This window comes from Paenibacillus sp. JCM 10914, from assembly GCF_001315105.1.
Taxonomy (GTDB): domain Bacteria; phylum Bacillota; class Bacilli; order Paenibacillales; family Paenibacillaceae; genus Paenibacillus_AQ.
Genome location: NZ_BAZR01000030.1, coordinates 40,737 through 66,836 on the forward strand (window position 1 = coordinate 40,737; position 26,100 = coordinate 66,836).

A 26,100-nucleotide genomic window follows, 5' to 3' on the forward strand; every position below is an offset into this window, starting at 1 on the left:
GATGATCAATCCAAAACTACCAAAAATGTGGTACGGCGGGGATTACAATCCAGAACAGTGGGAGGCGGACGTGTGGCAAGAAGATGATCGCATGTTTAAGCTGGCCGGCATTGACGTTGCGACCGTCAACGTTTTTTCTTGGGCCCTGAACCAGCCGAATGAAGATTCGTATGATTTTGCATGGTTAGACGAAACGATCGATCGACTGTATAAGAACGGCGTATATGTCTGCTTGGCGACGAGCACGGGAGCGCACCCGGCATGGATGGCCCGTAAATATCCGGACGTGCTGCGCGTGGATTACGAAGGACGAAAGCGCAGATTCGGCGGTCGCCACAATTCTTGCCCCAACAGTCCAACCTATCGAACATATTCAACAAGGATCGCGCGCAAGCTGGCTGAACGTTATCAAGCTCATCCGGCTGTTCTCATCTGGCACGTATCCAACGAGTACGGTGGCTATTGTTATTGCGACAATTGTGCCTCGGCTTTCCGAACATGGCTGCAGCAGCGTTACAGCACGCTGGAGGCCGTAAATCAGGCGTGGAATACTCGCTTCTGGGGTCATACGTTCTACGATTGGGAGGATATTGTCGTGCCCAATGCGCTGAGCGAGGAATGGTCGGGGAACCGTACGAACTTCCAGGGTATCTCGCTCGATTACCGCCGCTTCCAGTCCGACAGTCTGTTGGATTGCTACAAGCTGGAGCGGGATGAATTGAAGAAGATCACGCCGGATATTCCAATTACGACTAACCTGATGGGATTTTATCCTGAACTGGATTACTTTAAATGGGCGAAGGAGATGGACGTCGTGTCATGGGATAACTATCCTTCCCTCGACACACCGTACAGTCATACGGCGATGACCCACGCACTCATGCGCGGTCTTAAGGGCGGGCAGCCCTTCATGCTGATGGAACAGACACCAAGCGTCCAGAATTGGCAGCCGTACAATTCCGCGAAGCGACCAGGCGTTATGCGCCTATGGAGTTATCAAGCGGTAGCGCATGGCGCGGATACGGTGATGTTCTTTCAATTGCGGCGTTCGATGGGAGCTTGCGAGAAGTATCACGGCGCGGTGATCGAGCATGTGGGACATGAACATACCCGCGTATTTCGTGAGTGCGCGGAGCTGGGCAAGGAATTGCAGCAGCTTGGCGACAAGCTGCTCGATGCCCGGTCCGATGCTAGAGTAGCCATTATCTATGATTGGGAGAATCGCTGGGGGATCGAGCTGTCGAGCGGTCCGAGCATAGCGCTGAATTATGTGAATGAGGTCCATAAATACTATGATGCCCTGCACCAGCTCCATATCCAGACCGATATGGTCAGCGTAGAGGACGATTTGAGCCAATACGACGTTGTTGTTGCGCCCGTGATGTACATGTCGAAGCAAGGATTTGCCGAGCGCGTAGAAGGCTTCGTATCCCAGGGAGGAACCTTCTTAACGACGTTCTTCAGCGGGATTGTTAACGAGAACGATCTCGTTACGCTTGGAGGCTACCCAGGCGAGCTTCGCAAAGTGCTTGGAATATGGGCAGAGGAGATCGATGCCTTGCTGCCAGGCACACAGAATCAGATGGTGATTCGTGGTCGGCAAGGACGTCTGGAAGGAGATTATGATTGCGGAATTCTGTGCGACGTGATCCACGCCGAAGGGGCGGAGGTCGTTGCTGAATATGGCTCGGACTATTATCAGGGAACGCCGTCATTAACCGTGAATACATTCGGGCAAGGGAAGGCGTGGTATGTGGCCTCCAGTCCGGAGCCGAAGTTCCTGAAGGACCTGATGCAGACCATATGCGAAGCGCACGGCATTGAGTCTGTACTGGATGCACCCGTAGGCGTGGAAGTAACAAGACGGGTTAAATCCGGAACCGCCTATACGTTTGTACTCAACCATACAGCCAATCCTCAGGAAGTGTCGCTTGGAGAGAGCGTCTACGTCGATCTCCTGACAGGCAAGGAAGAGCGAGAGCGTTGCATAATTCCGGGGCGCGGGGTCATGATTCTGGAGGACACGGGTAACTAAAATAAGACCACCGCCATCTCAGTAGAGGTGCGGTGGTCTATTCAAATATGCAGTTTTCGGAACTCTTTGGGTGAGATTCCTTCCTGTTTCTTGAATACAAGGCTGAAATATTTATCGTTCTTGAACCCTACCAATTCCGAGATGGCGGTTACTTTCATGTCCGGGTTCTGCAGCAGAACCTTGGCCTTCGTGATCCGAATGCGGTTGATATATTCCGGTATGTTAATGCCGTGTTTTTGCTTGAATTTCCGTGAGATATATTCCCGGCTCACATGAAAGCGCGCGGCGATATCGTATAATGACACTTCGTTCTGATAATTCTGATCAATAAACGAGGTAACGTCATGCATCAGGTCGGAACCTGTCTGCTTCTGGGATTGCAGGACCGATGCCAGCATATGCATCGATTGTTCCCAATAATGCTGCCATTCCGTCAGGGAACAGATGTATCGATCCGGACTCGGCTGTACGAGCGTGCCCTGCTCTTCTTGATACGTCTTCAGCAGCGACTCCGCCCTAAGATGGAGCGCTTCATGAATCAGTCGATTGGCGAAACGCTCGATTTCCCGGTCCCAGCGTTCCAACTGCTCTGGGGTTAACGACCCATTCTTGCGGATCGCGGAGATCCATTCCTGAACCGCTTCCGTCATGAGTTTGGGTTGGCCGCTAAGGACGGCTAATCTCCATGAATCTTCATAGTCACTGAATGGCACCTGTCGTGAAGTTCCGGCACTCGGTGCCGAATCGTTTGCATCATGAACGAAATGGTTCAGCAGCGTCAGATCGCGTGAGCGCAAGGAGCGGAGGCACATCGCATATAAAGCCGGCATGTCTGCCGGATACTGTCCGGTGGTACTCAGGCCAAAATGCATGTTGCGGGATAACGTACGTTGAAAACCGCTATTGATCTCCTGCAGCTTGATCGGCATGGTTGATAATTGATCCCATAACATAATTACGATGTGGTGCTGGGCACCCAAGTGACGAAAAGCCATTCCGGTCCGGTCTTGCTGCAAAAATTCATTGCATATATTCAGCAAGGCGAACATCAGCAGATCCAGATGGTGGCCAAACCGCTGAAATAGTGCATGGTCGGAGGAGTCCAACTGGAGCACCGCAAGACGGATTCGTTCCGTTTCTGGCGGTACAATATCTTCATCCTGCAGCCGCCTTACGATTTGCGGATGCGAGCTCGGATCGTCAATGAGGCTCGTCAGCAGCTTCTCGGAATAGACCGGACGGTACTCGTTCACTTGAACATGCTGCTGCCGCGCGATCTGCCGCTCCTGCTCCTCCGTTCTCCATGCTGCCGCCGCTTTGCCGACCGCTTGATTGATGATCGTCTCATCAATCGGTTTCAGAATATAATCCGTGCCGCTATACCAGATCGTATTGCGCACAAACTCAAAATCATCATGACCGCTGATTACGATGAATTTCGTATCGGGTGTCTGTTTATGCATCCATTCCATTAAATCCAGGCCGTTCTTGAGCGGCATCAGCATATCCAGCAGCACCAGGTGCGGGCGATACGAAGGAATCAGGTCCATGGCCTCCTGGCCATTGGCTGCTTCCTGAACTTCGGTAATGCCATGCTCCTCCCACCGTACCAACAGAGATATCGCCTTGCGAACCCGTGCCTCATCATCCACGATTAATGCCTTCATCAGCTACACCTTCCACATTGATAGTCAATATTACTCGAAATCCGTGTTGCGGGCCATTCTCGATCGTGAAGTTCGATTTACCGCGATAGAACAATCGCAGTCTTGTCATAATATTAATAAGTCCGATCCCGCTGCTGTCCGTACCGTTATCGGAATGAATCTGAAGCTGGTCCAGATCCATCTGCTCCATTCGTGCAAGCTGCTCGTTCAGTGCCTGGAAAGCTTCTTCCTGCATGCCGTTGCCATTATCTTCAACGGTGATTTGAACGATGGAGGCCGAAAGGCGGCGGCTATTCAAGAATACGTAGTTATCATCAGCAAGCGGATTCATGCCGTGCTTGAAATAATTCTCGATGAGCGGCTGAATCAGCATCTTCGGAATCCATACCGGCAACGTGGACTCATCCACATCGTAACGGAATTCGAATTGATTCTCAAACCGTTCCCCCTGCAGTTCCACATAGTCCTTCACGTGATCCAGCTCCGTGCTCAGGGTAACCGGTTTGTCTGTATTGTACATGCTATATCGCATCATTCGCGCCAAGGCAGAGATAAGGGAATAGATCCGTTTCATATCATGCTCCAGCGCCAGAGTTCCGATCGTCTGCAGCGCATTGTTCATGAAATGGGGATTAACCTGGGCCTGGAGCGCACGCAGTTGATTGGTTCGATTGGCTAGTTTCAACTTGTATTCCTCCACGATGAGGGTATTGATCGTCTCCATCATACTGCCGAAGCGGCGATGCAGCGTTCCGATCTCGTCTTTGCGGTCCGACGAGATGTCGACGGTCATTCGCCCGCTCTTGACCTGGCTCATCATGCCTACGAGCTGCCGAATCGGCGAAGTGATGTACACGGAAATCCAGATCATGGCCGCAAGGATGAGAATCAACGACACGACTAGCAGCAAAATGTTGATGAACGCGGCTTTGCTGGCACTGCTAAGTATATAAGAGGTCGGAATCTCTTTGATGATCGTCCAATCGCTTAAAGCCGAACGGATATGATTATAGACGTAAATATGATCGTCATGCTCAAAATAACCCTCAGAATCATCGGAGTTTTGGACTTGCTCATGCCACGCCTGTTCCAGATTCAGTCCTAGCAATTCATGATCGGCGGCATACATGACACGCCCTTCCTCGTTCGTAATATATAGACGTTCGGTGTCGGGCTGGAATAATTGGCTGCCAATTCGGCTAAGAAAACTCAAATCCAGATCGATGGCGAGCAGCCCCAGCTTCTCTGCAGAGGGTACTCTCTCGATTACCCGGTAGAGCGTGAATACCTGCTTGTTCGCTTCGTACGGATAGGCCAATTGAAATCCGTAGGTATGCAAGGGATGGGGGGGCTGAATGAATAAAGTGCGGCCCCCGAGCTCGGGGATTTCTGCATAAAGGCTCACATTGCCCGTTTTTCTGGCGATGTCTTGAGCGAACAAGGTGGCTTCCCGCTGTTCGTCCACGTAGAGATAGACCTGCATGGAATCGCCGATCGCTTTCTGGATACTCTGAAGGGTGGCGGATTGCCTGCCGCTGGCGTTAGTATTCTCATGACTGTAGTTCAGACTTCGAAAAAAATCCGGATCCGAATAGACCGTGAGCGAGCTTCGATTCAATTCTTCCAAATAGTTCTCCAAGTTCAAGCTTCCTTGATAGAGTAGGCTCATATTCTCGGTAACCGCTCGTTCTTTAAGCGATTGGGTGGTCATGTTATAACTGATCACAATGGAGATCGTGGTGGGTATGATCGTTGCCACGATCATGAAGAATATCAGCTTGGTCCGAATGCTATTCCAGTTCAATATCGTCACCTGCCGGTCAATTTTCTATACCATTTAGTTCACATCCGATGGTAGTGCCGCGGTCTTAATCTTAGCATAATTAGATTATAGAGAAGAAACGATAGGATAAGCGGAGGAGATTTATATGAAGAACAAGAGAACGGCTGCGCTCTCGCAGCAGTTGATTTATATCGGACCTGCGCTGCTGTTTTTTGCCATTACCATTATTGTGCCATTTGTGATGGGGATGTATTACTCGTTCACGAATTGGAACGGGGTATCGGGCAACGTGGAATGGGTGGGGCTTGCGAACTTTAAGCAAATCTTCACGAATGACAGTGCGTTTCTCCAATCATTCTGGTTCACGACGAAGTTCACCGTGGTCGGCGTACTGCTGACGAACGTGGTTGGGTTTTTCCTGGCCTACCTGCTTACGAAGAACATTCGGGCACGGAACTGGCTGCGGACGATATTTTTCATGCCGAACGTCATTGGCGGATTGCTGCTTGGCTTCATCTGGCAGTTCATCTTTATCAAAGGATTCGCAACAGTCGGTGAAGTAACGGGAATTTCATTCTTCCAGCTGCCTTGGCTCGGCGATGAAGTAACCGGGTTCTGGGGAATCGTGATGGTATTCGTGTGGCAGTCCTCAGGGTATCTGATGGTCATCTATATTGCCTCGATTACGAATGTCTCCAAGGAAGTAATGGAGGCTGCGGAGATTGACGGGGCTAGCCGCTTCCAGATTCTGAAGAGCGTCATCGTGCCGCTGATCATGCCGGCTGTTACCGTATGCTTGTTCCTGGCCATCTCCTGGTCCTTCAAAATGTTCGATCTGAACTTGTCGCTGACGAAGGGCGGACCTTATCGCTCGACAGAATCGCTCGCGATGAATGTGTACAATGAGGCGTTCCTGAATAACCGATACGGTCTCGGAACCGCGAAGTCGCTCATCTTCTTCCTTGTAGTGGCTGCCATTACACTGATTCAAGTTCGACTCACGAAGAAGAAGGAGGTGGAAGCTTAATGAGAGAGAAAATGAAAAAGCCTTCGATGTCGCCTTCTGCCATCGTGCTGCAGATCGTGATGGTGATCGTTGCGTTGATCTTTCTTTCGCCGTTCTATTTCCTGCTTGTGAATTCGGTGAAATCGCTTGGGGATATTATGGTAGATGCGGCCAATTGGCCAACCGCCTTCCACTTTGACAACTATGTGAAGGCGTGGCAGATGACACGCTTCCCGGAAGCGTTCACGAACTCGGTCATCATTACGGTGATCAGCAATTTGTTGATTGCGATGCTTAGTGCAATGGCTGCTTACCGGATGGTTCGTGCCAATACCGTATTTAACCGGATTGTCTTCATGCTGTTCGTGTCGGCGATGGTTATTCCGTTCCAATCGATCATGATCCCGTTGCTGCAAGTCATTAACGCCTTGGGCGTAAACAACAGCATGGTTGGCTTGATACTCAGTTATATGGGACTCGGCATTCCGCTATCGGTGTTCTTGTTCCACGGCTTCGTCAAGGCGATTCCGCTGGAGATTGAAGAGGCGGCTACCGTGGACGGCGCATCTCCGTTCCGGGTGTTCGGCAGGATCGTGCTGCCGATGCTGAAGCCGATGATGGTGACGGTCATCATTCTGAACTGCCTTTGGGTATGGAATGATTATCTGCTGCCATCGCTCATCTTGCAGAGTCCTGAACTTCGAACCATCCCACTGGCGACGTTCGCTTTCTTTGGGCAGTACTCCAAACAGTGGGACCTGGCGTTACCTGCTTGGTGCTCGGCATTACGCCAATCATTATTTTCTTCCTATCGCTTCAAAAATACATTGTTGAAGGTGTGGCTGCAGGTTCCGTCAAAGGATAACGCAGCTAGCGTCACCTTACATTCCAAACGGTAATTCCATCTTTATATATACATTTAATTAGGGGGTAATTCAGATGAAGAAAATGAAGTTGGCTCTGCTCATGCTGCTCTCCTTCTCGCTCGTGCTTGCTGCTTGCGGGGGCAATTCCGAGGGTGGCGGGAATGACAGTACCGGCGGAGATTCCGGTGAAGTAAAGACGGTAAAGATCTTCCAGTTCAAGACCGAAATCGTGGATGGGCTGAACGAACTGAAGGTTGAATTCGAGAAAGAATATCCGAATATTAAGCTGGATATCCAGACCGTTGGCGGCGGTGCGGATTATGGTGCGGCACTCAAGACCAAATTTGCTTCCAATGATGCGCCGGACATCTTCTCCAATGGCGGTGACGCCGAGATGGAGATGTGGATCGACCGGCTCGAGGATCTGTCCGATCAGCCTTGGGTTGAAGACTTGGTAGATATGGCGAAAGAACCCATGACCAAGGACGGCAAAGTATATGGTATGCCGATGAACCTAGAAGGATGGGGCTACATCTACAATAAGGATTTGTTTGAACAAGCAGGCATTACAGAGCTTCCCAAAACGTTGACCCAACTTGAGGATGCTGCCAAAAAGCTGGAAGCAGCAGGCATTACGCCTTTTGCAAACGCTTATCAAGAATGGTGGCTGATCGGTAACCAAGGGATTAACCCCGCCTTCGCTCAACAAGAAGACCCGAATGCGTTCATTCAAGGTCTGCACGATGGAACGACGAAGATGCCAGGCAACGCCTTGTTTGAAGAATGGGCGAAGCTGATGCAAGTGACGTTGGATCATGGTAACAAAAATCCATTGACTACCGATTACAATACCGCAATCTCCCTCTTGGCCACCGAGAAGGCAGCTATGATGCAGAACGGCAACTGGTCTCAAACCGAGATCGACGCCATCAATGCCGATCTGAACCTTGGCTACTTGCCAATGCCGCTGGGCGAGGATGCTGAAATGAACGACAAGATTAATGTAGGAGTGCCAGCCAACCTGGTGATCAACAAAGATTCTGCATCCAAGGAAGAAGCCAAGATCTTCTTGAACTGGTTCGTTACATCGGACATCGGGCAAGAGTATATCGTGAAGAAATTCAAATTCATTCCGGCGCTGACTACGATTGAAGCAACGGCTGAAGATATGGGTGATTTGGGCGCAGCTGTGTGGGAGTATGTCGAAGCAGGCAAAGTGCTGCCAAGACAGTCCGCGAAGTTCCCTGACGGTGTAGCGCAGGAGTTCTCAAGCGCAATGCAGGCATTCTTCGCCGGCAGATCCGACGCTAACAAGATGCTGGAAGACATGCAGACATCTTGGGATAGTTTGAGCCAGTAAGTCACATCTAGATTTCATTGCAGCTGCACAACAGCACCGTCCCTTGCCCATGATTCGGGAGGGGCGGTGCTGTTCTAATTACTTGAAGGAGGCGTTATGATGATTAACGAACGATTGCCTAAGATTTGGTACGGCGGGGACTATAATCCGGAGCAGTGGGATCAAGCGACCATGGAAGAGGATATAAGAATGTTTGAGTTGGCCGGTATTGATGTAGTAACGCTGAACGTATTCTCTTGGGCCAGATCCCAGCGTAATGAAGAAACGTATGACTTCCAATGGCTGGACCGTATCATGGATCGAATGGCTGCAGAGCAGATCCAGGTGTGCCTGGCGACAAGTACGGGAGCGCATCCGGCCTGGATGGCCAAGCGATATCCCGATATTCTCCGCGTGGATTATGAAGGGCGTAAACGGAAGTTCGGTGGAAGGCATAATTCCTGTCCGAACAGCCCCACCTACCGTAGATTCGCACCGATCATGGCGCGGAAGCTGGCTGAACGATACAAGGACCATCCGTCATTGGCCATATGGCATGTTTCTAATGAATATGGCGGGTATTGCTATTGCGATAACTGTGAACAAGCATTTCGCTTATGGCTGCAAGAGCGTTACGGCTCGCTTGAAGCGCTGAATGCGGATTGGAACAGCGGGTTCTGGGGACACACCTTCTATGACTGGGACGAGATCGTCGTTCCGAACGCGCTCAGTGAGGAGTTCGGAGGGAATCGGACGTTCTTTCAGGGCATCTCGCTGGACTATCGTCGCTTTCAGTCGGATAGTCTACTGACATGCTACCGTCTGGAACGGGATGAGCTGAAGCGGATTACGCCGGACATTCCGATTACTACGAATTTGATGGGATTTTATCCGGAGCTGGATTATTTCGAATGGGCAAAACATATGGATGTCATCTCTTGGGATAACTATCCGGCCATCGATACGCCGGTCAGCTTTACCGCTATGGCCCACAACTTAATGCGGGGATTGAAGAGCGGCCAGCCCTTTATGCTGATGGAACAGACGCCAAGCGTACAGAACTGGTCACCTTATAACTCAGCCAAACGTCCGGGCGTAATGAGGTTATGGAGTTATCAAGCGATGGCCCACGGGGCCGATACGGTTATGTTCTTCCAATTGCGCCGCTCCGTGGGGGCATGCGAGAAATTCCATGGCGCACTCATTGAACATGCGGGACATGAACATACGCGCGTTTTTCGCGAGTGTGCGACGCTTGGTCAGGAGCTCGGGACTCTCGGAGACAAGATCGTGGATTCCCGCTCCAGAGCGCGAGTAGCCGTAATATATGATTGGGAGAATCGCTGGGCCCTGGACTTGTCGAGCGGTCCAAGCAAAGCGCTGAACTATGTCGATGAGCTCCATAAGTATTATGACGCTTTATTCCAGATGAATATTCAGACGGATATCATCGGCGTGGAAGAAGATTTGGACAAGTATGACATTGTGATCGCCCCAGTGATGTATATGGTGAAACCAGGCTTTGCCAAGCGAGTTGAACGGTTTGTATCGGAGGGAGGGACCTTCCTGACAACCTTCTTCAGCGGTATTGTTAATGAGCATGATCTCGTGACACTTGGCGGCTATCCGGGAGAGCTTCGCCAGTTGCTGGGCATATGGGCGGAGGAACTGGATGCATTGCTCCCGGGTCAGCAAAATGAGATCGTGATTAAGCAGGAATGGGGGGCGCTGCGTGGAAGTTATTCCTGTGGAATTTTGTGCGACGTCATCCATGGTGAAACCGCGGAGATATTGGCGGAATACGGCTCCGATTATTACAAGGGAACCCCGGTACTGACGAGGAACCGCTTCGGAAAGGGACAGTCCTACTACGTGGCGAGCAGTCCGGATGCAGCATTCCTTCAGGCTTTGCTCGCTAATCTGTGCGAAGAACAAGGTGTGAAGCCGCTACTGAATACGCCGCACGGTGTGGAGGTAGCGGAGCGGGTGAAGGACGGCCGTTCATACCTGTTCGTGATGAACCATAATGCTGAAGCGATGACGTTTGATGCAGGTTCTGCCAATCGAATCGAAATTCTGAGCGGGCTGCCGATCTCCGGGCTCACGACGATTCCTGGACGGGACGTTATGATTATGGAAGGAAGCGCAGCGGGAAGGCCTTAAGCCTGCCCGTTATCCCACTTTCGAACCAAGGCAGGGAGGACATAGCAGTGAGTATATATTTTCATGAGGAACAAGGTTTGTTTCATCTGCAGAGCGATCGCTCCAGTTACGTGATTCAGTTGGTAAGAGGCGTATATCCAGCACATGCATATTGGGGTAGCAAGATACGGGATGAACATGTAGGCGGACTGCTTGAGCGCAGAGGAAGAGCATCGTTCTCGCCGACTCCGTTCCGCGATGATGCCGCTTTCTCCTTCGACAGCTTGCCGCAGGAATATCCAGGGTACGGCAGCGGCGACTTCAGGCAGCCGGCATACCAAGTACAGCTGGCGAACGGGACGACGGTGGCTGAAGCGGAATATGTATCGCATCGCATATACAGCGGCAAGCCCAAGCTGGCCGGACTTCCAGCTGTCTATACTGAACAGGATGATGAAGCAGATACGTTGGAACTGAAGCTGGTTGACCCCATCAGCGGGCTGACGATCTATCTATCCTATACCGTTATGAAGTCGTTCGATGCCATCACACGCTCGGTAACACTGCATAACGAAGGAACGGAGAATATAAATCTGCTTCGCGCCATGAGTATCAGCGTGGACATGAAGCACAGCGCTTATGAGCTTCTGCACTTGCACGGTGCTTGGGCGAAAGAACGCCATGTACACCGAAGAAAGCTGTCTCCGGGCATGCAGGGGATCGAGAGTCGGCGGGGTTCCAGCAGTCATAACCATAATCCTTTTCTCGCCTTGTTGTCCGACGGCGCCGGGGAAGAGACTGGAGAGGTATACGGCTTCAGCCTCGTCTATAGCGGTAATTTTTCGGCACAGGTTGAGGTTGACCAATACGATACGACACGGGTCGTCATGGGAATCAATCCATTTGATTTCTCGTGGCTGCTTGAACCGGGACAATCCTTCCAGACACCCGAGGCCGTGATGGTATATTCGGCCGAAGGCTTGGCGGGATGTCAAGGCGTTACCACAAGTTGTACCGGACCCGTCTAAGTCGCGGGCATTTCAGGGATCGCACCCGGCCGGTACTCGTGAACAACTGGGAAGCGACCTATTTTGATTTCAATGCAGATAAAATCGAGGACATCGCGAAGGAAGCGCAAGGACTCGGGGTTGAACTGTTCGTGCTGGATGACGGTTGGTTCGGCAAGCGTAACGCGGATAATAGCTCGCTTGGGGACTGGATTGTGGACCGCAACAAGCTGCCTGGCGGGCTAGAGGACCTGGTGCAGCGTGTGCGTAATCTGGGCCTGGAGTTCGGCCTGTGGTTTGAGCCGGAGATGATCTCGCCAGATAGTGATCTGTACCGCAACCATCCGGATTGGTGCCTCCACGTCCCGGACCGCAGGAGAACGGAAGGCCGACAGCAGCTGATATTGGATTTTGCGCGCGAAGAAGTGTGCGATGCAATTGCCGGCATGGTACGAAGCATTCTGCAGAGTGCCCCGATCACGTACGTGAAGTGGGATATGAACCGGAACATGACGGAGATCGGCTCCGCCTCCTTGCCGCCGGAGCGACAGCGGGAAACCGCGCACCGCTACATGTTAGGGTTGTACCGTGTGATGGAGCAATTAACCACGGAGTTTCCGCATATACTGTTCGAGAGCTGCTCCGGCGGCGGTGGACGATATGACCCGGGGATGCTGTATTATATGCCTCAGACATGGACAAGCGATAATTCGGACGCGATCAGCAGGCTTAAGATTCAGTACGGCACGAGCCTGGTGTATCCGCTCAGCTCGATGGGTGCGCACGTATCGGCGGTACCGAACCATCAGGTGCATCGGAACACCTCGCTCCGAACTCGCGGCCATGCGGCCATGTCTGGTAATTTTGGATATGAGCTGGACTTGACGGCCTTTACGGAACAGGAGAAGGAAGAGGTTCGTCAGCAGATTGAGCTGTATAAGGAGATCCGGCATTTGGTCCAATTCGGTGATTTCTATCGCTTGCGTAATCCGTTCGAGAGCAATGAGGCGGCGTGGACGGTCGTTTCAGAGGATCGCTCCGAAGCGTCCTGTATTACTTTCGCGTCCTGAGTGAGGGGAATGAGCCGATTCGTTGGCTTCGTACCCAAGGACTCGACCCGGAGGGGGATTATGAATGCTTGGAAGATGGGCAGGTATACGGTGGCGATCGTCTCATGAACTCTGGGTTGACGATTCCATCGATGCACGGTGATTTTCAGAGCTATCTTTGGCAGTTTAAACGAATCTAACGGTAATCATTCCTAGCATAAACATAAGGCCACCCACATGAGATGACATGTGGGTGGCCTGTTTCCGCATGTACTCCTTAATCAGTTGTAATGGAGTAGGTGCCCCGGTTAGTTCGGAGGATTAGATGATCTTCTTGAACGTCGCTTCCTTGAAGTCCGTCTAATGCGATGACATAAGCGTTGCCTGGAAGGGGTGCTTCATGACCCGAAGTCGTGATTTTGCCGTGACCATGCAGAAGCAGGGCATGATGCTCGCCATATCCGTCAATGGAGAGAGCTTGATTCTGTTGGTGCTCGTACGATTGTAACTGCAGGGTAGTCTCGTCTTGATCATGCTCCTCGGTCTTTGTGATGTACAGTGTATGATTATGTTTGGACTGCAGCCAGTTCGTGATGTCGGTTACGGTTGAATTCACGCTAAACACCTTCCTTAACTTCTGTGATTTTACCGCTAGTCTGTCCATCCGGCGCGTTCCTTATTTTCAAAATTTAGGTCAGTGCTTCAGAATTACGTGCTAAGATAGAACACAATGAACAACGGAAACGGTGAAATCAAAGAATGGAGGGAATATGGGTAGAAATGGGGGGCCTGGTCACCCTGCTTCTGTTAAGGCTTGCTGACGGAGATTAGAGGAGAACATGATATAATCAATACAGTGTGATGAGCATATCACCTAATGGTTGTCCTTGCTAGGGTGGTACACAATGGTCACGCCCAACTGGTTATAGATTTCTTCGGTGTAATGGTGATCAGGGCAGTGCTTGATCAATGCCATCTCGCCTTGCTTCGTGATCAGCTTCTGTTCACAGTCCGGACAACGGTCTTGGAAGAGGCGTTTGAATTTTGTGAACATGCCGTCTTACACCACCTTATTTTCCGATATAAATACTTGGTTTTATTATAATCTATGAAGCGGGTCCCTTCAAGAGTTAAGTGACCCTACCAGATATCTAATGAACGGGGATCGATCATCTTGATAGTACAGCTTGCCGTAATGATCTTAATTGGTCTCATCGGTTCCTTCTTCTCAGGGTTACTGGGAATCGGCGGGGCGATTGTCAACTTTCCGTTATTGTTATACGTCCCTCCCTGGTTCGGACTTGAGGCTTTGACCCCGAAGGAAGTGGCAGCGATCAGCATGCTGCAGGTGTTCTTTGCTTCATTGTCGGGTATGATTACCAATCGGGTAATCGGGCGTAAGGGAGAACGATACGTCCATAGACCTTGGTGCTGCAGATGGGTGTCAGTACGCTGGTCGGCAGCCTGATTGGCAGTCTGTCCTCCATACTGATGAGCAGTGATGCCATTAATATGATCTATGGGTTCCTCGCGGTCATCGCAGTCATCCTGATGGTGCTTCCGACCAGGGCTTCCATGGAACAGCTTGCGCTAAGCGAAGTGAATTACAACCGCTCAATAGCCATTAGCTCAGCTTTCATTGTGGGTGGGATTGCAGGAATCGTTGGTGCAGGCGGAGCTTTTATTCTGATCCCCATCATGCTTACGATACTGAAGATCCCGACCCGTATTACGATTGCTTCCTCTCTGGCGATTGTGTTTCTATCTGCCGTGGGCGGGGTTATCGGTAAATTCGCTTCTGGCGACATTCCAGTTATGCTCTCGATATTTGCGGTGGTCGGCAGTCTCCTGGGTGCTCCGATTGGTGCAGTGGTAAGCCGCAGAATGAATGTGCGGCTGCTGCGATATGCGCTCGTTGTCCTCATTGCCATGACAGCGGTTAAGATCTGGATGGATATCGTGAGTTGAACCAGGCTTTGTGCGTTGATGAAGTGAAGAATGGGGTAATCTAACGTAACGGGACACGTTAATGAAGAATGAAGGAGGCGTTACATATGAGAAAGAACCAACTCGGATCATCGGAGTTGTACGTCAGTGAGATTGGCCTGGGCTGCATGTCGCTGGGAACGGATGAGGCCGTGGCAACGGAGCTTGTTAGCGAGGCGTTGGATCGTGGAGTGAACCTCTTGGACACGGCAGATTTATATGATGAGGGGCGTAACGAGGAACTTGTAGGTAAAGCGATCCAAGGTCGCCGGGATCAAGTCATTCTGGCCACGAAGGTGGGCAATCGGCGCGTTCCAGGCAAGGAGGGCTGGATCTGGGATCCATCGAAGTCATACATAAAGACGGCGGTAAAGGACAGCCTCAGACGGCTGAACACCGATTATATCGATTTGTATCAACTTCATGGGGGTACGCTTGACGATCCGCTTGACGAGACAATTGAGGCGTTTGAAGAGCTTAAACAAGAAGGGCTCATTCGTTATTATGGCATTTCCTCAATTCGTCCGAACGTAATCCGGGAGTATGTGAAACGCTCCAACATCGTAAGTGTGATGAGCCAGTACAGCATTCTGGATCGGAGACCGGAGGAGGAAGTGCTGGATTTGCTCGCCCAGAATGAGATATCGCTAATTGCCCGGGGACCGGTGGCGCGAGGTATTTTGTCTGACGGCGGAAAGGCCAAGGCCGAGAAGGGGTATCTGGATTATCGCCAGCAGGAGCTGGAAGACATACTCGTTCAATTCGCGGAAGCAGCCCATGGAGCAGACCTATCCAAGACGGCCATTCGCTATGCCTTGTCTCATGCGGCTGTTGCCTGCGCCATTCCGGGTGCCAGTTCACTTGATCAGCTGCGGGCAAACATCGCTGCTGGCGATATGCCGGAGTTGACGACGCAGCAGGTTCAGACGCTGCAAACGATTAGCCGTGCCAACCGCTACGATGCTCATCGATAGCATGGGAAGAGTAGCTCACGTCATGAATAATTACGGTCATGAATGATTGATAATTAACAAGAGGAATTATCTATCGAGTTGCATGTTATACTACGTGTAGGTTGATGCTATGAACGAACACCGCCCGCGATCCGTATATGGATGACGGGCTTTTTATACTTTTTAAAATGATCGTACACCCGGTCGCAAACTTTTATTGCATATGCCTCGTTTTCACACTAGAGCCGCGCGGCACACTTCTTATATATAAGATGGTGAAAGGATCCTGGAATGATTACCATTGAGCATTTAAATAAAACCTATCGTAAAGGTGTCAAGGCACTCACCGATATTTCATTACAACTGGATACGGGCATGACCGGTCTGCTCGGCCCCAATGGTGCAGGCAAAACGACGTTGATGCGCATCTTGTCAACCTTGTTGGCACCTACATCCGGGAAAATCACCGTGAATGGCATTCCCTTGGAACGTCCGGAGGAGGTTCGACGTCTTATCGGCTATCTGCCACAGCATTTTCATATCTACCCGCAGCTGACGGGACGGGATTATCTGGATTATGTAGCCGTTATGAAAGGAATAACGGATCGAATGGCCAGACAGCGGGAAATTGCCAGACTGCTTGAGACGGTAAATCTGCAAGATAAAGCCGACATGAAGGTTCGGACTTATTCGGGCGGCATGAAGCAGCGGATCGGAATTGCCCAAGCCCTGCTCGGGTCACCGGACGTACTCGTCGTTGATGAGCCGACTTCGGGACTTGATCCGCAGGAAAGGGTAAGGTTTCGCAACGTACTAACACGATTCAGCATTAATCGGACGGTCCTGCTCTCCACGCATATTGTGGCAGATATTGAGAGCAATTGCCGCCATATCGCGTGATGAATAAAGGAAATCTGGCGATGACGGGAAGTCTGGCCGAGCTTCAGGCGTGCGGTCAGGGGTACGTATGGGAAGCTGTCATCAGTCCGGAGGAATTCGCACAGATGGAGCCGAGGCATATCGTGGCTACGCGGACGGTCCCTGAAGGTATATTATGCCGATTCATCGGAGAATACGCGCCGATAGACCACGCGCATGCGGCTGTCCCTACTCTAGAAGATGGGTATTTGGCGCTGCTGCGGAAGGGGGCCCTATGAGCAAGTGGTGGAGACATAGTCTGCTGGAGCTTCGGCTGCTGTTCGGTAACCCGCTATTCATTTCATTGCCTGTTCTATATGCCATCCTGTTTGTGTCCATTATGCTAAAAGCCGCAGGAAGCACCAGTGCGGCCGACAATCTGTACAGTGCGGCTTACTCGTTTCATATGCTTGGCCATACGATGACGCTGGGTCCCGCTATGCTGATCGGTATTTTGTCCATTCGCAGAGATATCAGACGGCGTTCATTCGAATGGAACCATAGCTTACCCGTGTCTTTCTTAACATTATTGTCATCCAAGTATGCCGTGAGTATGTTCTATTTCTCCTTGTTCACGTTATCAACGTCTGTCATCTTCTATGTGATATCGGTGAGCCAAGGGATTGACAGCGTCATTGCGTTGAAGAATACGGTAGGTTTTGCCTTGCAATATGAGATTTCATATTTGGTCACACTTGCGCTGGCGATGCTGCTTGGCGCAAGCATCCCGAACCGCATCGTGTATTTGATCGGATTTTGCGCCTGGATGTTCGGCACCTTTTTTATGGATATCTTTATCATTTCGGGATCCAGCTTGTACCCGATGAAAGTGTTTCATCTAAATCAATTCTTCCTGCAGACCAATACCTTCATGTACGAGAATTGGAGCAATGAGTTATACCATGATGAAATCCTTCGCTCACGCTGGTTCGTGATTGCCTTTACCATCTTGCTGTTGACGGTAGTCCTGTTGCTGCTGAATCAGACGAGACCGACAAGATGGAAAAAGTCGATGTGGGCACTGCTCGTAGGCGGGAGCTTGTTAACCTCGGCCGCTGCACTGCCTTACTTTGGTTTATGGGCCGAGCGCTACGAACAAACGGCGGAGAAGCTTAAGGATCCGCTCGTGGTGACGTTGGATGAGGGTTATAAATCTCCGGTAGAGGTGTTTCCCATTGCATCTTATGATATCGAGCTGGAACGGCTCAAGGATGATACCCTCCGGATTCGTACCATGCTGCAAGCATCTTCTGAGGGGCTTCAGCATACAGGAGTGCTCCCACTTACCTTAAATCGCATGTTTACATTGGACGAAGTTCGGGTTGCGACTGAGAAAGTGGACTATCGCAGACAAGGTGATTCCATAACCATCGTGTTACCTGAGGGGCAGCATGACATGATTGAGGTGGAACTCATTTATTCGGGCAAAGTCCATGAGTATAGCCTTCAAGGGGCTGGACTATATGCATACAGTATTCGTTCTGAAGTGAGATTGGAAGGGTACATGGCATGGTATCCGTTGCCGGGTCATCAGAACGTGTATCTCAAAGATACCGCAGAGATGCCTTCGCGTATCTTTACGGGTGGAAGCAATGGATTGATGGCCTATTCCTACGGTGACATGAGGTTAACCGTCAAGGGGTATGATCATCCCATTTATACGGGGCTTGAAGAGCTGGAGCGCAGACCTGGTTATCAGCAGTTTGCGCAGAGCGGGATGACGCAGAACCTCTCTCTTTATGGAGGGGAGAACTGGATCGAAGTGCAGAAGGCTGGGCTTCCTTATAGGTTCGTCACGACGCCTTATATGAAGAATGCGACAATCGGGTTGGCCGAGGATCTGCAGCAGAAGCATGATTATTTCAGCAGCTGGCTACCTTCGTTTCGCTCCGGTATCGACACGATATTATTCCTTGGTCAGGGCAACAACTTAAGCAGACAGCATGATCAGATTGTTTTATCGATTCAGGATCGTTATAATCCTCCAAACCTGGCGGGCGAGTGGATGAACTATATCTTATTCGGTTCCCAGGCTAGCCTGGGCTATGGTTATGAATATCCAGAGCGGGATGTCCGCGGAAAGATCAGTAGTCTGTTCTGGTATTTGTACTATATCGAGGAGAAGGGCTTAAGCGATAAACAGTTAAAGTCCGCTTATATGAACCTGAGATCCGTACAGGAACTGTTATTCAAGAATGGCAACGGAACGGATCCTCAGAACAAAATCGGCATTACGATGGCAACCAAAGTCAGACGAGCGCTGCTGGAAGGGAAAGGGGATCAGGTGAAGCAGATTTTAACACATTTCTATCAGCAAGGCCTCATGATGCCCAACACGAATTCGAATCCGCTACGGCCGCTGGAGGAGCCGATTTCGTACTCACAATGGGAGCAGGAGTGGGACCGGGTCATGAATGGTCGTTAACGCTAGCTTGACCGCATTCGTGCACAAATCCACACCTTCGTTATAATAGAGAGAGCATGGAATTGGGAAGGATAAGCTACACGTAGAAAGGGGGAGAGTCATGATTTCCGATCAGCAGTTGTCAGAGCGTATGGCTGCAGGTGACCAGGAAGCGTTCGAAATGCTGGTGACGAGGTACCATGGGCCACTGTTGAGTTATACCACCAGGCGGCTGGAGGACAGTCAGAAGGCCCAGGATATCGTACAGGAAACCTTTATTCGATTAATCCGGCATCTGAAGACGCATGGTACGCTCGAGCATGTACGCTCGTGGTTGTACCGGGTTGCGCTTAATTTGTGCAAAGACTACTGGAAAAGCGCCACCTTCAGGTCTGAGGGACCTGCAGGGGAGGATTTGCCCGACGCTTATGATCCGGCACCAGGCGCCGAAGAATTGATGGAGCAGCAGGAGACTTCTCTGGAAATTGCAGCTTCGCTTGAGAGCCTGCCGGACATTCAGCAGGAAGTCATCTCGCTTCGATTCTTCCATGATCTGAAGCTGCAGGAAATCGCGGACCTGGTTGATCTCCCCCTGAGTACGGTGAAGACGCACTTATATAACGGCTTGCGAAAGCTGAAGAAGACGCTAACGCTAGAGCGATCAGGTCTTGTTCCGATACCCGCGACAAAGAAACTGTCGAGAGAAGCAGCCGATGCCCAAGTTCGAAACCGTTCCAAATCGGAAGAAGAAGCACATCAGAATGCAAAAGAAAGCGAGGTGTATTACCATGGGTCATCCATTCGATAATGAATTGAGCAAGCTCGAGGAAGAACTACGGGGACCGCTCCGGCGTGCAGCGCCGCCGGCTCCATCGGGCAACGAGACGGCCAGGCTTATCACGTCACTGCAAGGCGAGTTCGATCAGTTGAAGATGGATCCACAATCACCCAAGCTTGATTTTAACCCGCAGGTCGACCCGCCCTCATTGAAGCAGATTTTGCGCAGCCAGATTCGTCTGAATCAGCGCTCCATTCTGCTAACGGCTGGTGCGGTATTCACGATGCTGGTGCTGCTGATTGATCCTACGACGCCGCTGGATCAATTCGCTGGATTGCCCGGTGGTATTTTCCCGTTGATTACACCTCTACTCTTGATTATCTCGATGCTGTTCAGCAGCCGAACCTGGGATAAAGGGATGCGGGCGGTTGAGACTCTGACGCCTTATCCACCAGCGCTTGTGCTTTATACGCGCCTGCTGTTGGTTACGGGAATTGTCGTGGGCATGGCTCTGCTCAGTACGTTTATACTGGGACTTCGATCGATACAGGCAGAGAATTCTTACTTTCTGTTCGGGCCTTTCATGATGGAGTGGCTGGGCATTGTGCTTGTCACAGGCGGGGCGGCCATGTATATGCTCTTCCGCAAAGGGATGATGGTCTCCTTCGTAACGGCCGTGTTTGTGTACGGGATGTGGATCGTCATTCAGGGACAGATCGTCGATTACGGCGTGTCTATAACAGGTAAAATGTTAACCGACCTTGTGTTGATGACCGTCGGCGTGCTGTTGCTGATCTCTTCATACGGACGCAGCCTCAAATTGAACGGAGCCCGGAGAATGTCGCATGATTAGTATCGAGGGGCTGGAGCGCCAGAGCGGGACGTATCGACTGGAAATTGACCATGCAAGGATTCATTCGGGATTGAATCTGATTGTTGGATCGAACGGGGCAGGCAAAACGACGTTGATTGAACTGTTGACGACGCTCCAGCCCCCGGATGCTGGCGAAATCCTGTACAGCGGACGCAAGGCACAGCAACATCTCCCGCTTATTCGCAGTCAGATTGGGTATGTGCCGGCAGACATTGAGCTGTACGGTGATATGAAGGTAGGCAAACTGCTGACGTATATGGCCGAGCTGAAAGGAATCTATAACCCGGACACTATTGAAAGGCTGATCAGTGATTTCAGGCTGGAGCCTGTACGGCAGCTGAAAGTAAAAAATTTATCGCAAGGAGTTCAGCGGCGTATTGCCATCGTGCAAGCGCTGCTTGCCGCGCCGTCCTTTCTCTTCCTCGATGAGCCCTTGAACGGGATGGATGCGGAGGAGCGCAAGTTCCTCATTACCTATCTTACACGGTATGCGATCGGCAGGATGGTCATCGTAGCCGCCCATGAATTGAACGAGTGGGAGGAAGCGGCGGATACAGTAATCTGGATCCATCGTGGTCGCCTCCGCTATATCGGCTCGCCTAAGTCGTGGAAGCAAAACGTAGCTGCAAGCGTGTGGGAAGGAGAGGTAGACCTGGAATCGTTCGAGCAGATTCCGCAGGAATTACTCATTCATTTTCAAATGACGGAACGGTTCATGAAGGTTAGAATGATGGGCAAGAAGCAGCCCGGGTTGGAGTTTACGGAGAAGGAACCAACGCTGGAGGATACCTTCTTCCTGCATATGAACGCATTGGCCAGACGGGGCTGAAGTTAGACGCAGATCTTATAATAGGTCAATCATCTCTGACTGAACAGGGTAAGGAAGAGTATAAGATATCCGAACCCGAAGGGAGAGAGATGAATGGGAACCGTTAGTAATCATGGAACGGAGAAGGTCGCCCTCGTTACGGGAGGCGGTGCCGGAATCGGAAGAGGTATCGCCAAGATACTGGCCGAGAAAGGGTACCGGCTTGCGCTCACCTACAATTCAAGCAAGGATGGGATCGTATCGCTAGCCGAGGATTTACGCCATATCTACGGCAAGGAGCCGCTTATTATTCAGAGCGATCTGACGATTCGCAGCGAAGCCGAGAATACGATTCGTAAGACCGTGGAAGAGTTGGGACGCGTGGATCTGCTCGTAAACAATGCAGGACTAGGCATTCATGAGGGACTCACGGAACTTGCGGAGGACGGTCTGGACACGATGATTCATCTGGATTTCAGAGCTCCGATGCTGCTCAGCAAGTATGCGGTGCAGGATATGATCGCCCGAGGAGTCGCAGGGAATATTATCTTCATCACTTCATCCAGAGGGGAGAGGGCGTACCCGAAGGATAGCATTTACGGCGGCATGAAGGCTGCGCTTATACGGGCCGCGCAATCGCTGGCGCTGGAGTGGGCACCGCATGGCATTCGGGTGAACTGCGTCGCTCCGGGAGCTACCGTTCATAAGCTGGAACAGTCCGCCGAAGAGGAGCCGCTCGGCAACAAAATCCCGCTGGGACGGCTTGGAACGCCTGCCGATATCGGTGAAGCGATCGCCTGGCTCACCTCGGACGCCGCTTCGTACATCACCGGAATTAATCTTCGGATTGATGGTGGGCTTATTCTGCCCGGTATGCCGGAGGATACGTCGCCAGAAGCGGGGTACGGCTGGGGCAAGGTGTATGCTGAGAAGGATAATGAAAGCGATTAACTTGAAAACTTTACTATTATTTTGAATATTCCGATGAATTTAGTTGGTTTTGGCTCTTTTCAAAGCGTGGAAAGTATGAGAGAATGGGAGAAATTATGAGGCCACAAAACTTTCCATGTGAAGAAAAGGGAGGAAATATCCATGTCAGAAGAACGTCAATTCTCAATCGAAACGTTAGCCGTGCACGCCGGGCAAGAGCTCGACCCTACCACGTTGTCTCGGGCTGTACCCCTGTATCAGACGACTTCATACGGATTCAAGGACAGCGAGCATGCGGCTAATTTGTTTGCACTTAAGGAATTCGGAAACATCTATACGCGTATCATGAATCCGACAACGGATGTGTTCGAGAAGCGGATCGCAGCACTTGAAGGCGGCGCGGGTGCGCTGGCAACTTCCTCCGGGCAGGCCGCCATCACGTTCTCTATTCTGAACATCGCCGGTGCAGGTGATGAGATCGTTTCCTCCTCCAGTCTTTATGGTGGGACGTACAATCTGTTCTCCAACACACTGGCAAAGCTGGGGATCAAGGTGCATTTTGTGGACTCAACCGACCCGGACAATTTCCGCAAAGCGATAAACGACAAGACGAAGGCAATCTTTGCAGAGACGATCGGTAATCCTCAGGGCAACGTGCTGGATGTTGAAGCCGTAGCCGAGGTTGCACACGAGCATGGGATTCCGCTGATTGTAGACAATACGTTCCCGAGCCCGTACTTGCTGCGTCCGATTGAGTTCGGTGCCGACATTGTCGTTCACTCCGCAACCAAGTTCATTGGCGGCCATGGTACGTCGATTGGCGGGGTGATCGTAGACAGCGGCAAATTCGATTGGACCGCCAATGACAAATTCCCGGGCTTGACGCAGCCGGATCCGAGCTATCATGGGGTTGTCTACACAGAGGCCGTTGGACCGATAGCCTACATTATCAAAGCACGAGTGCAATTGCTGCGCGACATCGGCGCTTCGCTCTCGCCATTCAATTCGTGGCTATTGCTGCAGGGGCTGGAGACACTGCATCTTCGAGTCGAGCGTCATAGCGAGAACGCACTGAAGGTTGCTCAGTATCTGGAGAATCACGAGGCCGTGGAATGGGTCAGCTATGCAGGGTTGTCCAGCCATCCGTCATTCGACTTGGCCCGCAAGTATTTGCCAAAAGGGCAGGGAGCGATTCTCACCTTTGGGATTAAGGGCGGCGCCGATGCAGGGCGCAAAGTGATCGAGAACGTGAAGCTGTTCTCGCATCTGGCTAACGTGGGTGATTCCAAATCACTGATTATTCACCCTGCCAGTACAACGCACCAGCAGTTGACCGAAGACGAACAGTTAACCGCAGGTGTGAATCCGGAATTGCTGCGATTGTCGATTGGAACCGAGTCGATTGACGATATCTTGTATGACTTGGAGCAAGCCATCGCGGCGAGCCAGAAGTAAACCGCACTCATCGCTCAAAATTGTTGGTACGGGCAGCCTAAGGGCTGCCTTTTTTCATGGTAATTTATCCGGAGTTGTTGATTTGAGTTACCCACGGGTGGCCCTCGGGGAACTGTTCATTCAGGGCATATCGAAGCCATTCCTTCGCTTGCTCATTCAGTATGGGTAGCACGGTCATAAGATCCTGTTCATCCTTCGGACGGACCTGTGAACCACCACCCTTGTAGAGGAGCTGAATTTCTGGTTTTAAATAGGGTACGCCACTTGCTGTCGTGAGAAGGATGTCGTCCAGTGGTCTTCGTATTGCGGGTTGCCGCTTATATATCCACTGTTCCTGCTCGGTATCCACTAGCATCAGCTGAAAGGCAAAGGGGGACTTACAATCCCGGCTTACCCATACATCACCTACGATGTCGAGATGTTCGCCTTTTTCCCAGAGGCTGAGCTTCCCATGATGCGCTTTGTAGAGCGTCCATTCGCTGGACAATTTCTCATACACGATAGTCTGTTCTTCTCGAAGGATTGTGATATCGATATCGCTATGTTCTCTGGATTGCTGACCCAGATATAAGTCGAGGGCCCAACCTCCCGCAATGTACCACTGAGCAGGGATATCGTTAAAAATGTGAACGATCTCCATTACGCTAAGCGGCTCCCAATTCGAATAGTCGGATCGCAATCTTTCCACTCCTTTCTGATTATCTGGAATTGTGACTTATTATATCAGAACAGACATCGCTTGAAGGGGACGCATGGGCGGATATTTTTAGGGTCGTCCATAATCGTTGTTCCCTGTATAATTCCTGATTTCACATAATAACCTGTATGGAGGCGATATCCAATTCAATGCGAAAGGGAGTAGAGGGATAACCATGACGGAAAGGCAATGGGGAACTGGCAGCGGATTGGGAGAGCGTCTGGTGGAGATGGATAGCGAGGTAGATGACTTAAACGTAGGTGATCTTGTGCCGGATGGTGAGCTGTTGAAACAGCTTGCGATGTCGGGAAGCGTTACGCATGAGGAAGTTCTGCTGTTGTTATCCGCTCCGGATCATATTGAGGAAGCTCTGAGAATATCCGGGATCCGGCACAACGGCACAGATCACCCTTCCTTAAACCGCTTGCTCAATTGGAGCGATGGAAACCGCAGATTGAAGGTACTCACTCGATCTGCCCAACCTGACACGATTCGGCGCGATATTAACCAAGGTGTGCAGGGTGTCGGCTTAATTAGAGGAGAGGAGGCCGTCCAGTCGGGGCTGCTGCGAGAAGTATACGTCTCTTGGCTTCATGCGCGCAGCGGCGAGAAGAGCACGTGGCTAAGACGGCGATTGATCATGCTGTGGACCTCATACTGGGTGTCCGTGTTTCATGCTGCCCAAGGTGCCCAATGTGCCGTTGGTCTACTGCGGGACGATTCACTTTCCAGTTCAATGGAGGAACGGGAAGCGCAGGATGCCCAACTGGAATCCTTGTTCCGTGCAATGGAACAATGTAGTACAGAAGGTGTTGAGTGTCAGTTGGAACTGCTGCTGTAAGGCCAGAACATGCGGAAGAATTTATTGCTATTCACAATTTCATAGAGGAAGTTGCTGAACAGACGCTTATGGACCAGAAGCGATTTATCCGCATTCGGTACGGAGCGCTTCTGAGAGAAGGCATGGACCCCGGTGCAGCGGCGGAAATCGCCCGTTTAGCCGATGTGATTGTGTTGGACTCGGAAGGTTATGAGGTCGTTGACTCAGAAGAACCGGTGGATCGTGTATCCGGATTTGCTGCAATGATCAGTCGTATCCGTCGCATGAAGCCACAGTTAACGCTGCGGATGAATGGGGTCGGCATTACCGATTTGCGGATGGTCTATAGGCAGGGCATATATGAAGTCAGCTGTCAGTCGGCAGATTTGGCCGCGGTTCGAATTGCGGGAGCACGACTGGAAATGCGAAGAAGATGTTCGCCCTAACGTTATGGGAATGGTGGGAACCGATTGTTCCATGATAGCGCTTCAATTGTAGGAACTGCCCAAGTCAGACATACTTACGTTTGAATTTAATAAAACATCGGATATAAAGGAGCCTTGCGCGATAAGTGTAAGGCTCC

At 51.1% G+C, this 26,100-nt stretch carries 20 protein-coding genes and 3 pseudogenes; 18 read left to right on the forward strand and 5 right to left on the reverse strand.

All coding sequences use genetic code 11. From position 1 onward, the window contains the following. The first annotated feature begins 1 nt into the window (after position 1). Positions 2-2,035: a beta-galactosidase gene (locus JCM10914_RS23340; protein WP_036719776.1), complete on the forward strand. Its 2,034-nt coding sequence runs from the start codon at positions 2-4 to the stop codon at positions 2,033-2,035. 41 nt (positions 2,036-2,076) lie between these two features. On the opposite strand, the gene JCM10914_RS23345 is transcribed toward JCM10914_RS23340, so the two are convergent. Both JCM10914_RS23345 and JCM10914_RS23350 read right to left on the reverse strand, forming a co-directional pair. Continuing rightward, positions 2,077-3,702 (reverse strand): response regulator, encoded by a 1,626-nt coding sequence (locus JCM10914_RS23345; RefSeq protein WP_023965395.1) that lies wholly within the window; start codon positions 3,700-3,702, stop codon positions 2,077-2,079. Further along, positions 3,680-5,467, reverse strand: coding sequence for a sensor histidine kinase (locus JCM10914_RS23350; RefSeq protein ID WP_052019904.1), 1,788 nt, complete (start codon positions 5,465-5,467; stop codon positions 3,680-3,682). Before JCM10914_RS23350 ends, JCM10914_RS23345 begins: the two co-directional genes overlap by 23 nt. 163 nt (positions 5,468-5,630) lie before the next feature. On the opposite strand from JCM10914_RS23350, the gene JCM10914_RS23355 reads away from it, so the two are divergent. From JCM10914_RS23355 to JCM10914_RS23375, 5 genes and pseudogenes are all read left to right on the forward strand, one after another. Further along, complete coding sequence (locus tag JCM10914_RS23355; RefSeq protein WP_023965399.1) at positions 5,631-6,512, forward strand: carbohydrate ABC transporter permease; 882 nt, start codon at positions 5,631-5,633, stop codon at positions 6,510-6,512. Positions 6,513-6,523: 11 nt separating this feature from the next. Continuing rightward, positions 6,524-7,356, forward strand: a pseudogene (locus JCM10914_RS23360) (carbohydrate ABC transporter permease). Positions 7,357-7,430: 74 nt separating this feature from the next. Further along, positions 7,431-8,717, forward strand: a complete 1,287-nt coding sequence (locus JCM10914_RS23365) for an ABC transporter substrate-binding protein (protein ID WP_023965403.1) — start codon at positions 7,431-7,433, stop codon at positions 8,715-8,717. A 99-nt stretch (positions 8,718-8,816) separates the two neighbouring features. Next, on the forward strand, positions 8,817-10,859 hold the full coding sequence (locus JCM10914_RS23370; RefSeq protein ID WP_036719759.1) for a beta-galactosidase: 2,043 nt from the start codon (positions 8,817-8,819) through the stop codon (positions 10,857-10,859). A gap of 47 nt (positions 10,860-10,906) precedes the next feature. Next, positions 10,907-13,094 (forward strand): annotated as a pseudogene (locus JCM10914_RS23375) (alpha-galactosidase). Between the two features lie 77 nt (positions 13,095-13,171). Here JCM10914_RS23375 and JCM10914_RS23380 read toward each other — a convergent pair. Continuing rightward, complete coding sequence (locus tag JCM10914_RS23380; protein WP_023965411.1) at positions 13,172-13,510, reverse strand: hypothetical protein; 339 nt, start codon at positions 13,508-13,510, stop codon at positions 13,172-13,174. Between the two features lie 258 nt (positions 13,511-13,768). Then, a complete protein-coding gene (locus JCM10914_RS23385; protein WP_023965413.1) occupies positions 13,769-13,948 on the reverse strand; it encodes a hypothetical protein in 180 nt (59 codons plus the stop codon). Positions 13,949-14,068: 120 nt separating this feature from the next. On the opposite strand from JCM10914_RS23385, the pseudogene JCM10914_RS23390 reads away from it, so the two are divergent. The 10 genes and pseudogenes from JCM10914_RS23390 to JCM10914_RS23430 all read left to right on the forward strand — a co-directional run bounded on the left by JCM10914_RS23390 (position 14,069) and on the right by JCM10914_RS23430 (position 24,000). Further along, a pseudogene (locus JCM10914_RS23390) lies at positions 14,069-14,862 on the forward strand (sulfite exporter TauE/SafE family protein). 86 nt (positions 14,863-14,948) lie between these two features. Then, entirely contained in the window at positions 14,949-15,854 is a 906-nt protein-coding gene (locus JCM10914_RS23395) for an aldo/keto reductase (protein ID WP_023965420.1), read from the forward strand. Between the two features lie 270 nt (positions 15,855-16,124). Further along, positions 16,125-16,733: an ABC transporter ATP-binding protein gene (locus tag JCM10914_RS23400; protein ID WP_023965422.1), complete on the forward strand. Its 609-nt coding sequence runs from the start codon at positions 16,125-16,127 to the stop codon at positions 16,731-16,733. A 20-nt stretch (positions 16,734-16,753) separates the two neighbouring features. Then, positions 16,754-16,990 carry a hypothetical protein gene (locus JCM10914_RS30885; protein ID WP_231638745.1) on the forward strand — a complete coding sequence of 79 codons (237 nt, stop codon included), beginning with the start codon at positions 16,754-16,756 and terminating at the stop codon, positions 16,988-16,990. Next, on the forward strand, positions 16,987-19,176 hold the full coding sequence (locus JCM10914_RS23405) for an ABC transporter permease (protein ID WP_023965426.1): 2,190 nt from the start codon (positions 16,987-16,989) through the stop codon (positions 19,174-19,176). Before JCM10914_RS30885 ends, JCM10914_RS23405 begins: the two co-directional genes overlap by 4 nt. Positions 19,177-19,276: 100 nt before the next feature. Then, the gene (locus JCM10914_RS23410; RefSeq protein WP_023965427.1) at positions 19,277-19,963 is read left to right on the forward strand and encodes an RNA polymerase sigma factor; all 687 of its coding nucleotides are present in this window, start codon (positions 19,277-19,279) and stop codon (positions 19,961-19,963) included. Further along, positions 19,944-20,786: a hypothetical protein gene (locus JCM10914_RS23415; protein ID WP_023965430.1), complete on the forward strand. Its 843-nt coding sequence runs from the start codon at positions 19,944-19,946 to the stop codon at positions 20,784-20,786. Before JCM10914_RS23410 ends, JCM10914_RS23415 begins: the two co-directional genes overlap by 20 nt. Next, positions 20,779-21,636 (forward strand): ATP-binding cassette domain-containing protein, encoded by an 858-nt coding sequence (locus JCM10914_RS23420; protein ID WP_023965434.1) that lies wholly within the window; start codon positions 20,779-20,781, stop codon positions 21,634-21,636. The genes JCM10914_RS23415 and JCM10914_RS23420 overlap by 8 nt, the downstream gene beginning before the upstream one ends. A 93-nt stretch (positions 21,637-21,729) precedes the next feature. Continuing rightward, complete coding sequence (locus JCM10914_RS23425) at positions 21,730-22,566, forward strand: SDR family NAD(P)-dependent oxidoreductase (RefSeq protein WP_023965436.1); 837 nt, start codon at positions 21,730-21,732, stop codon at positions 22,564-22,566. 141 nt (positions 22,567-22,707) lie between these two features. Next, positions 22,708-24,000 (forward strand): homocysteine synthase, encoded by a 1,293-nt coding sequence (locus JCM10914_RS23430; RefSeq protein WP_023965438.1) that lies wholly within the window; start codon positions 22,708-22,710, stop codon positions 23,998-24,000. Between the two features lie 64 nt (positions 24,001-24,064). Here the strand turns inward: JCM10914_RS23430 and JCM10914_RS23435 are convergent, their stop codons facing one another. Further along, entirely contained in the window at positions 24,065-24,688 is a 624-nt protein-coding gene (locus tag JCM10914_RS23435; protein WP_370570275.1) for a nucleotidyltransferase domain-containing protein, read from the reverse strand. A gap of 184 nt (positions 24,689-24,872) precedes the next feature. Between JCM10914_RS23435 and JCM10914_RS30890 the strand changes: the two genes are divergently transcribed. Beyond that, a complete protein-coding gene (locus JCM10914_RS30890; protein ID WP_023965440.1) occupies positions 24,873-25,538 on the forward strand; it encodes a hypothetical protein in 666 nt (221 codons plus the stop codon). Beyond that, entirely contained in the window at positions 25,514-25,963 is a 450-nt protein-coding gene (locus tag JCM10914_RS30895) for a hypothetical protein (RefSeq protein WP_023965441.1), read from the forward strand. The genes JCM10914_RS30890 and JCM10914_RS30895 overlap by 25 nt, the downstream gene beginning before the upstream one ends. Positions 25,964-26,100: the final 137 nt, after the last annotated feature.

Excerpts from the sequence above, each read along its gene's own strand:
- JCM10914_RS23340 (WP_036719776.1), top strand. The coding sequence starts at position 2 with ATGATCAATCCAAAACTACCAAAAATGTGGTACGGCGGGGATTACAAT.
- JCM10914_RS23345 (WP_023965395.1), bottom strand. The coding sequence starts at position 3,702 with ATGAAGGCATTAATCGTGGATGATGAGGCACGGGTTCGCAAGGCGATA.
- JCM10914_RS23350 (WP_052019904.1), bottom strand. The coding sequence starts at position 5,467 with ATGATCGTGGCAACGATCATACCCACCACGATCTCCATTGTGATCAGT.
- JCM10914_RS23355 (WP_023965399.1), top strand. The coding sequence starts at position 5,631 with ATGAAGAACAAGAGAACGGCTGCGCTCTCGCAGCAGTTGATTTATATC.
- JCM10914_RS23365 (WP_023965403.1), top strand. The coding sequence starts at position 7,431 with ATGAAGAAAATGAAGTTGGCTCTGCTCATGCTGCTCTCCTTCTCGCTC.
- JCM10914_RS23370 (WP_036719759.1), top strand. The coding sequence starts at position 8,817 with ATGATTAACGAACGATTGCCTAAGATTTGGTACGGCGGGGACTATAAT.
- JCM10914_RS23385 (WP_023965413.1), bottom strand. The coding sequence starts at position 13,948 with ATGTTCACAAAATTCAAACGCCTCTTCCAAGACCGTTGTCCGGACTGT.
- JCM10914_RS23395 (WP_023965420.1), top strand. The coding sequence starts at position 14,949 with ATGAGAAAGAACCAACTCGGATCATCGGAGTTGTACGTCAGTGAGATT.
- JCM10914_RS23400 (WP_023965422.1), top strand. The coding sequence starts at position 16,125 with ATGATTACCATTGAGCATTTAAATAAAACCTATCGTAAAGGTGTCAAG.
- JCM10914_RS30885 (WP_231638745.1), top strand. The coding sequence starts at position 16,754 with ATGACGGGAAGTCTGGCCGAGCTTCAGGCGTGCGGTCAGGGGTACGTA.
- JCM10914_RS23405 (WP_023965426.1), top strand. The coding sequence starts at position 16,987 with ATGAGCAAGTGGTGGAGACATAGTCTGCTGGAGCTTCGGCTGCTGTTC.
- JCM10914_RS23410 (WP_023965427.1), top strand. The coding sequence starts at position 19,277 with ATGATTTCCGATCAGCAGTTGTCAGAGCGTATGGCTGCAGGTGACCAG.
- JCM10914_RS23415 (WP_023965430.1), top strand. The coding sequence starts at position 19,944 with ATGGGTCATCCATTCGATAATGAATTGAGCAAGCTCGAGGAAGAACTA.
- JCM10914_RS23420 (WP_023965434.1), top strand. The coding sequence starts at position 20,779 with ATGATTAGTATCGAGGGGCTGGAGCGCCAGAGCGGGACGTATCGACTG.
- JCM10914_RS23425 (WP_023965436.1), top strand. The coding sequence starts at position 21,730 with ATGGGAACCGTTAGTAATCATGGAACGGAGAAGGTCGCCCTCGTTACG.
- JCM10914_RS23430 (WP_023965438.1), top strand. The coding sequence starts at position 22,708 with ATGTCAGAAGAACGTCAATTCTCAATCGAAACGTTAGCCGTGCACGCC.
- JCM10914_RS30890 (WP_023965440.1), top strand. The coding sequence starts at position 24,873 with ATGACGGAAAGGCAATGGGGAACTGGCAGCGGATTGGGAGAGCGTCTG.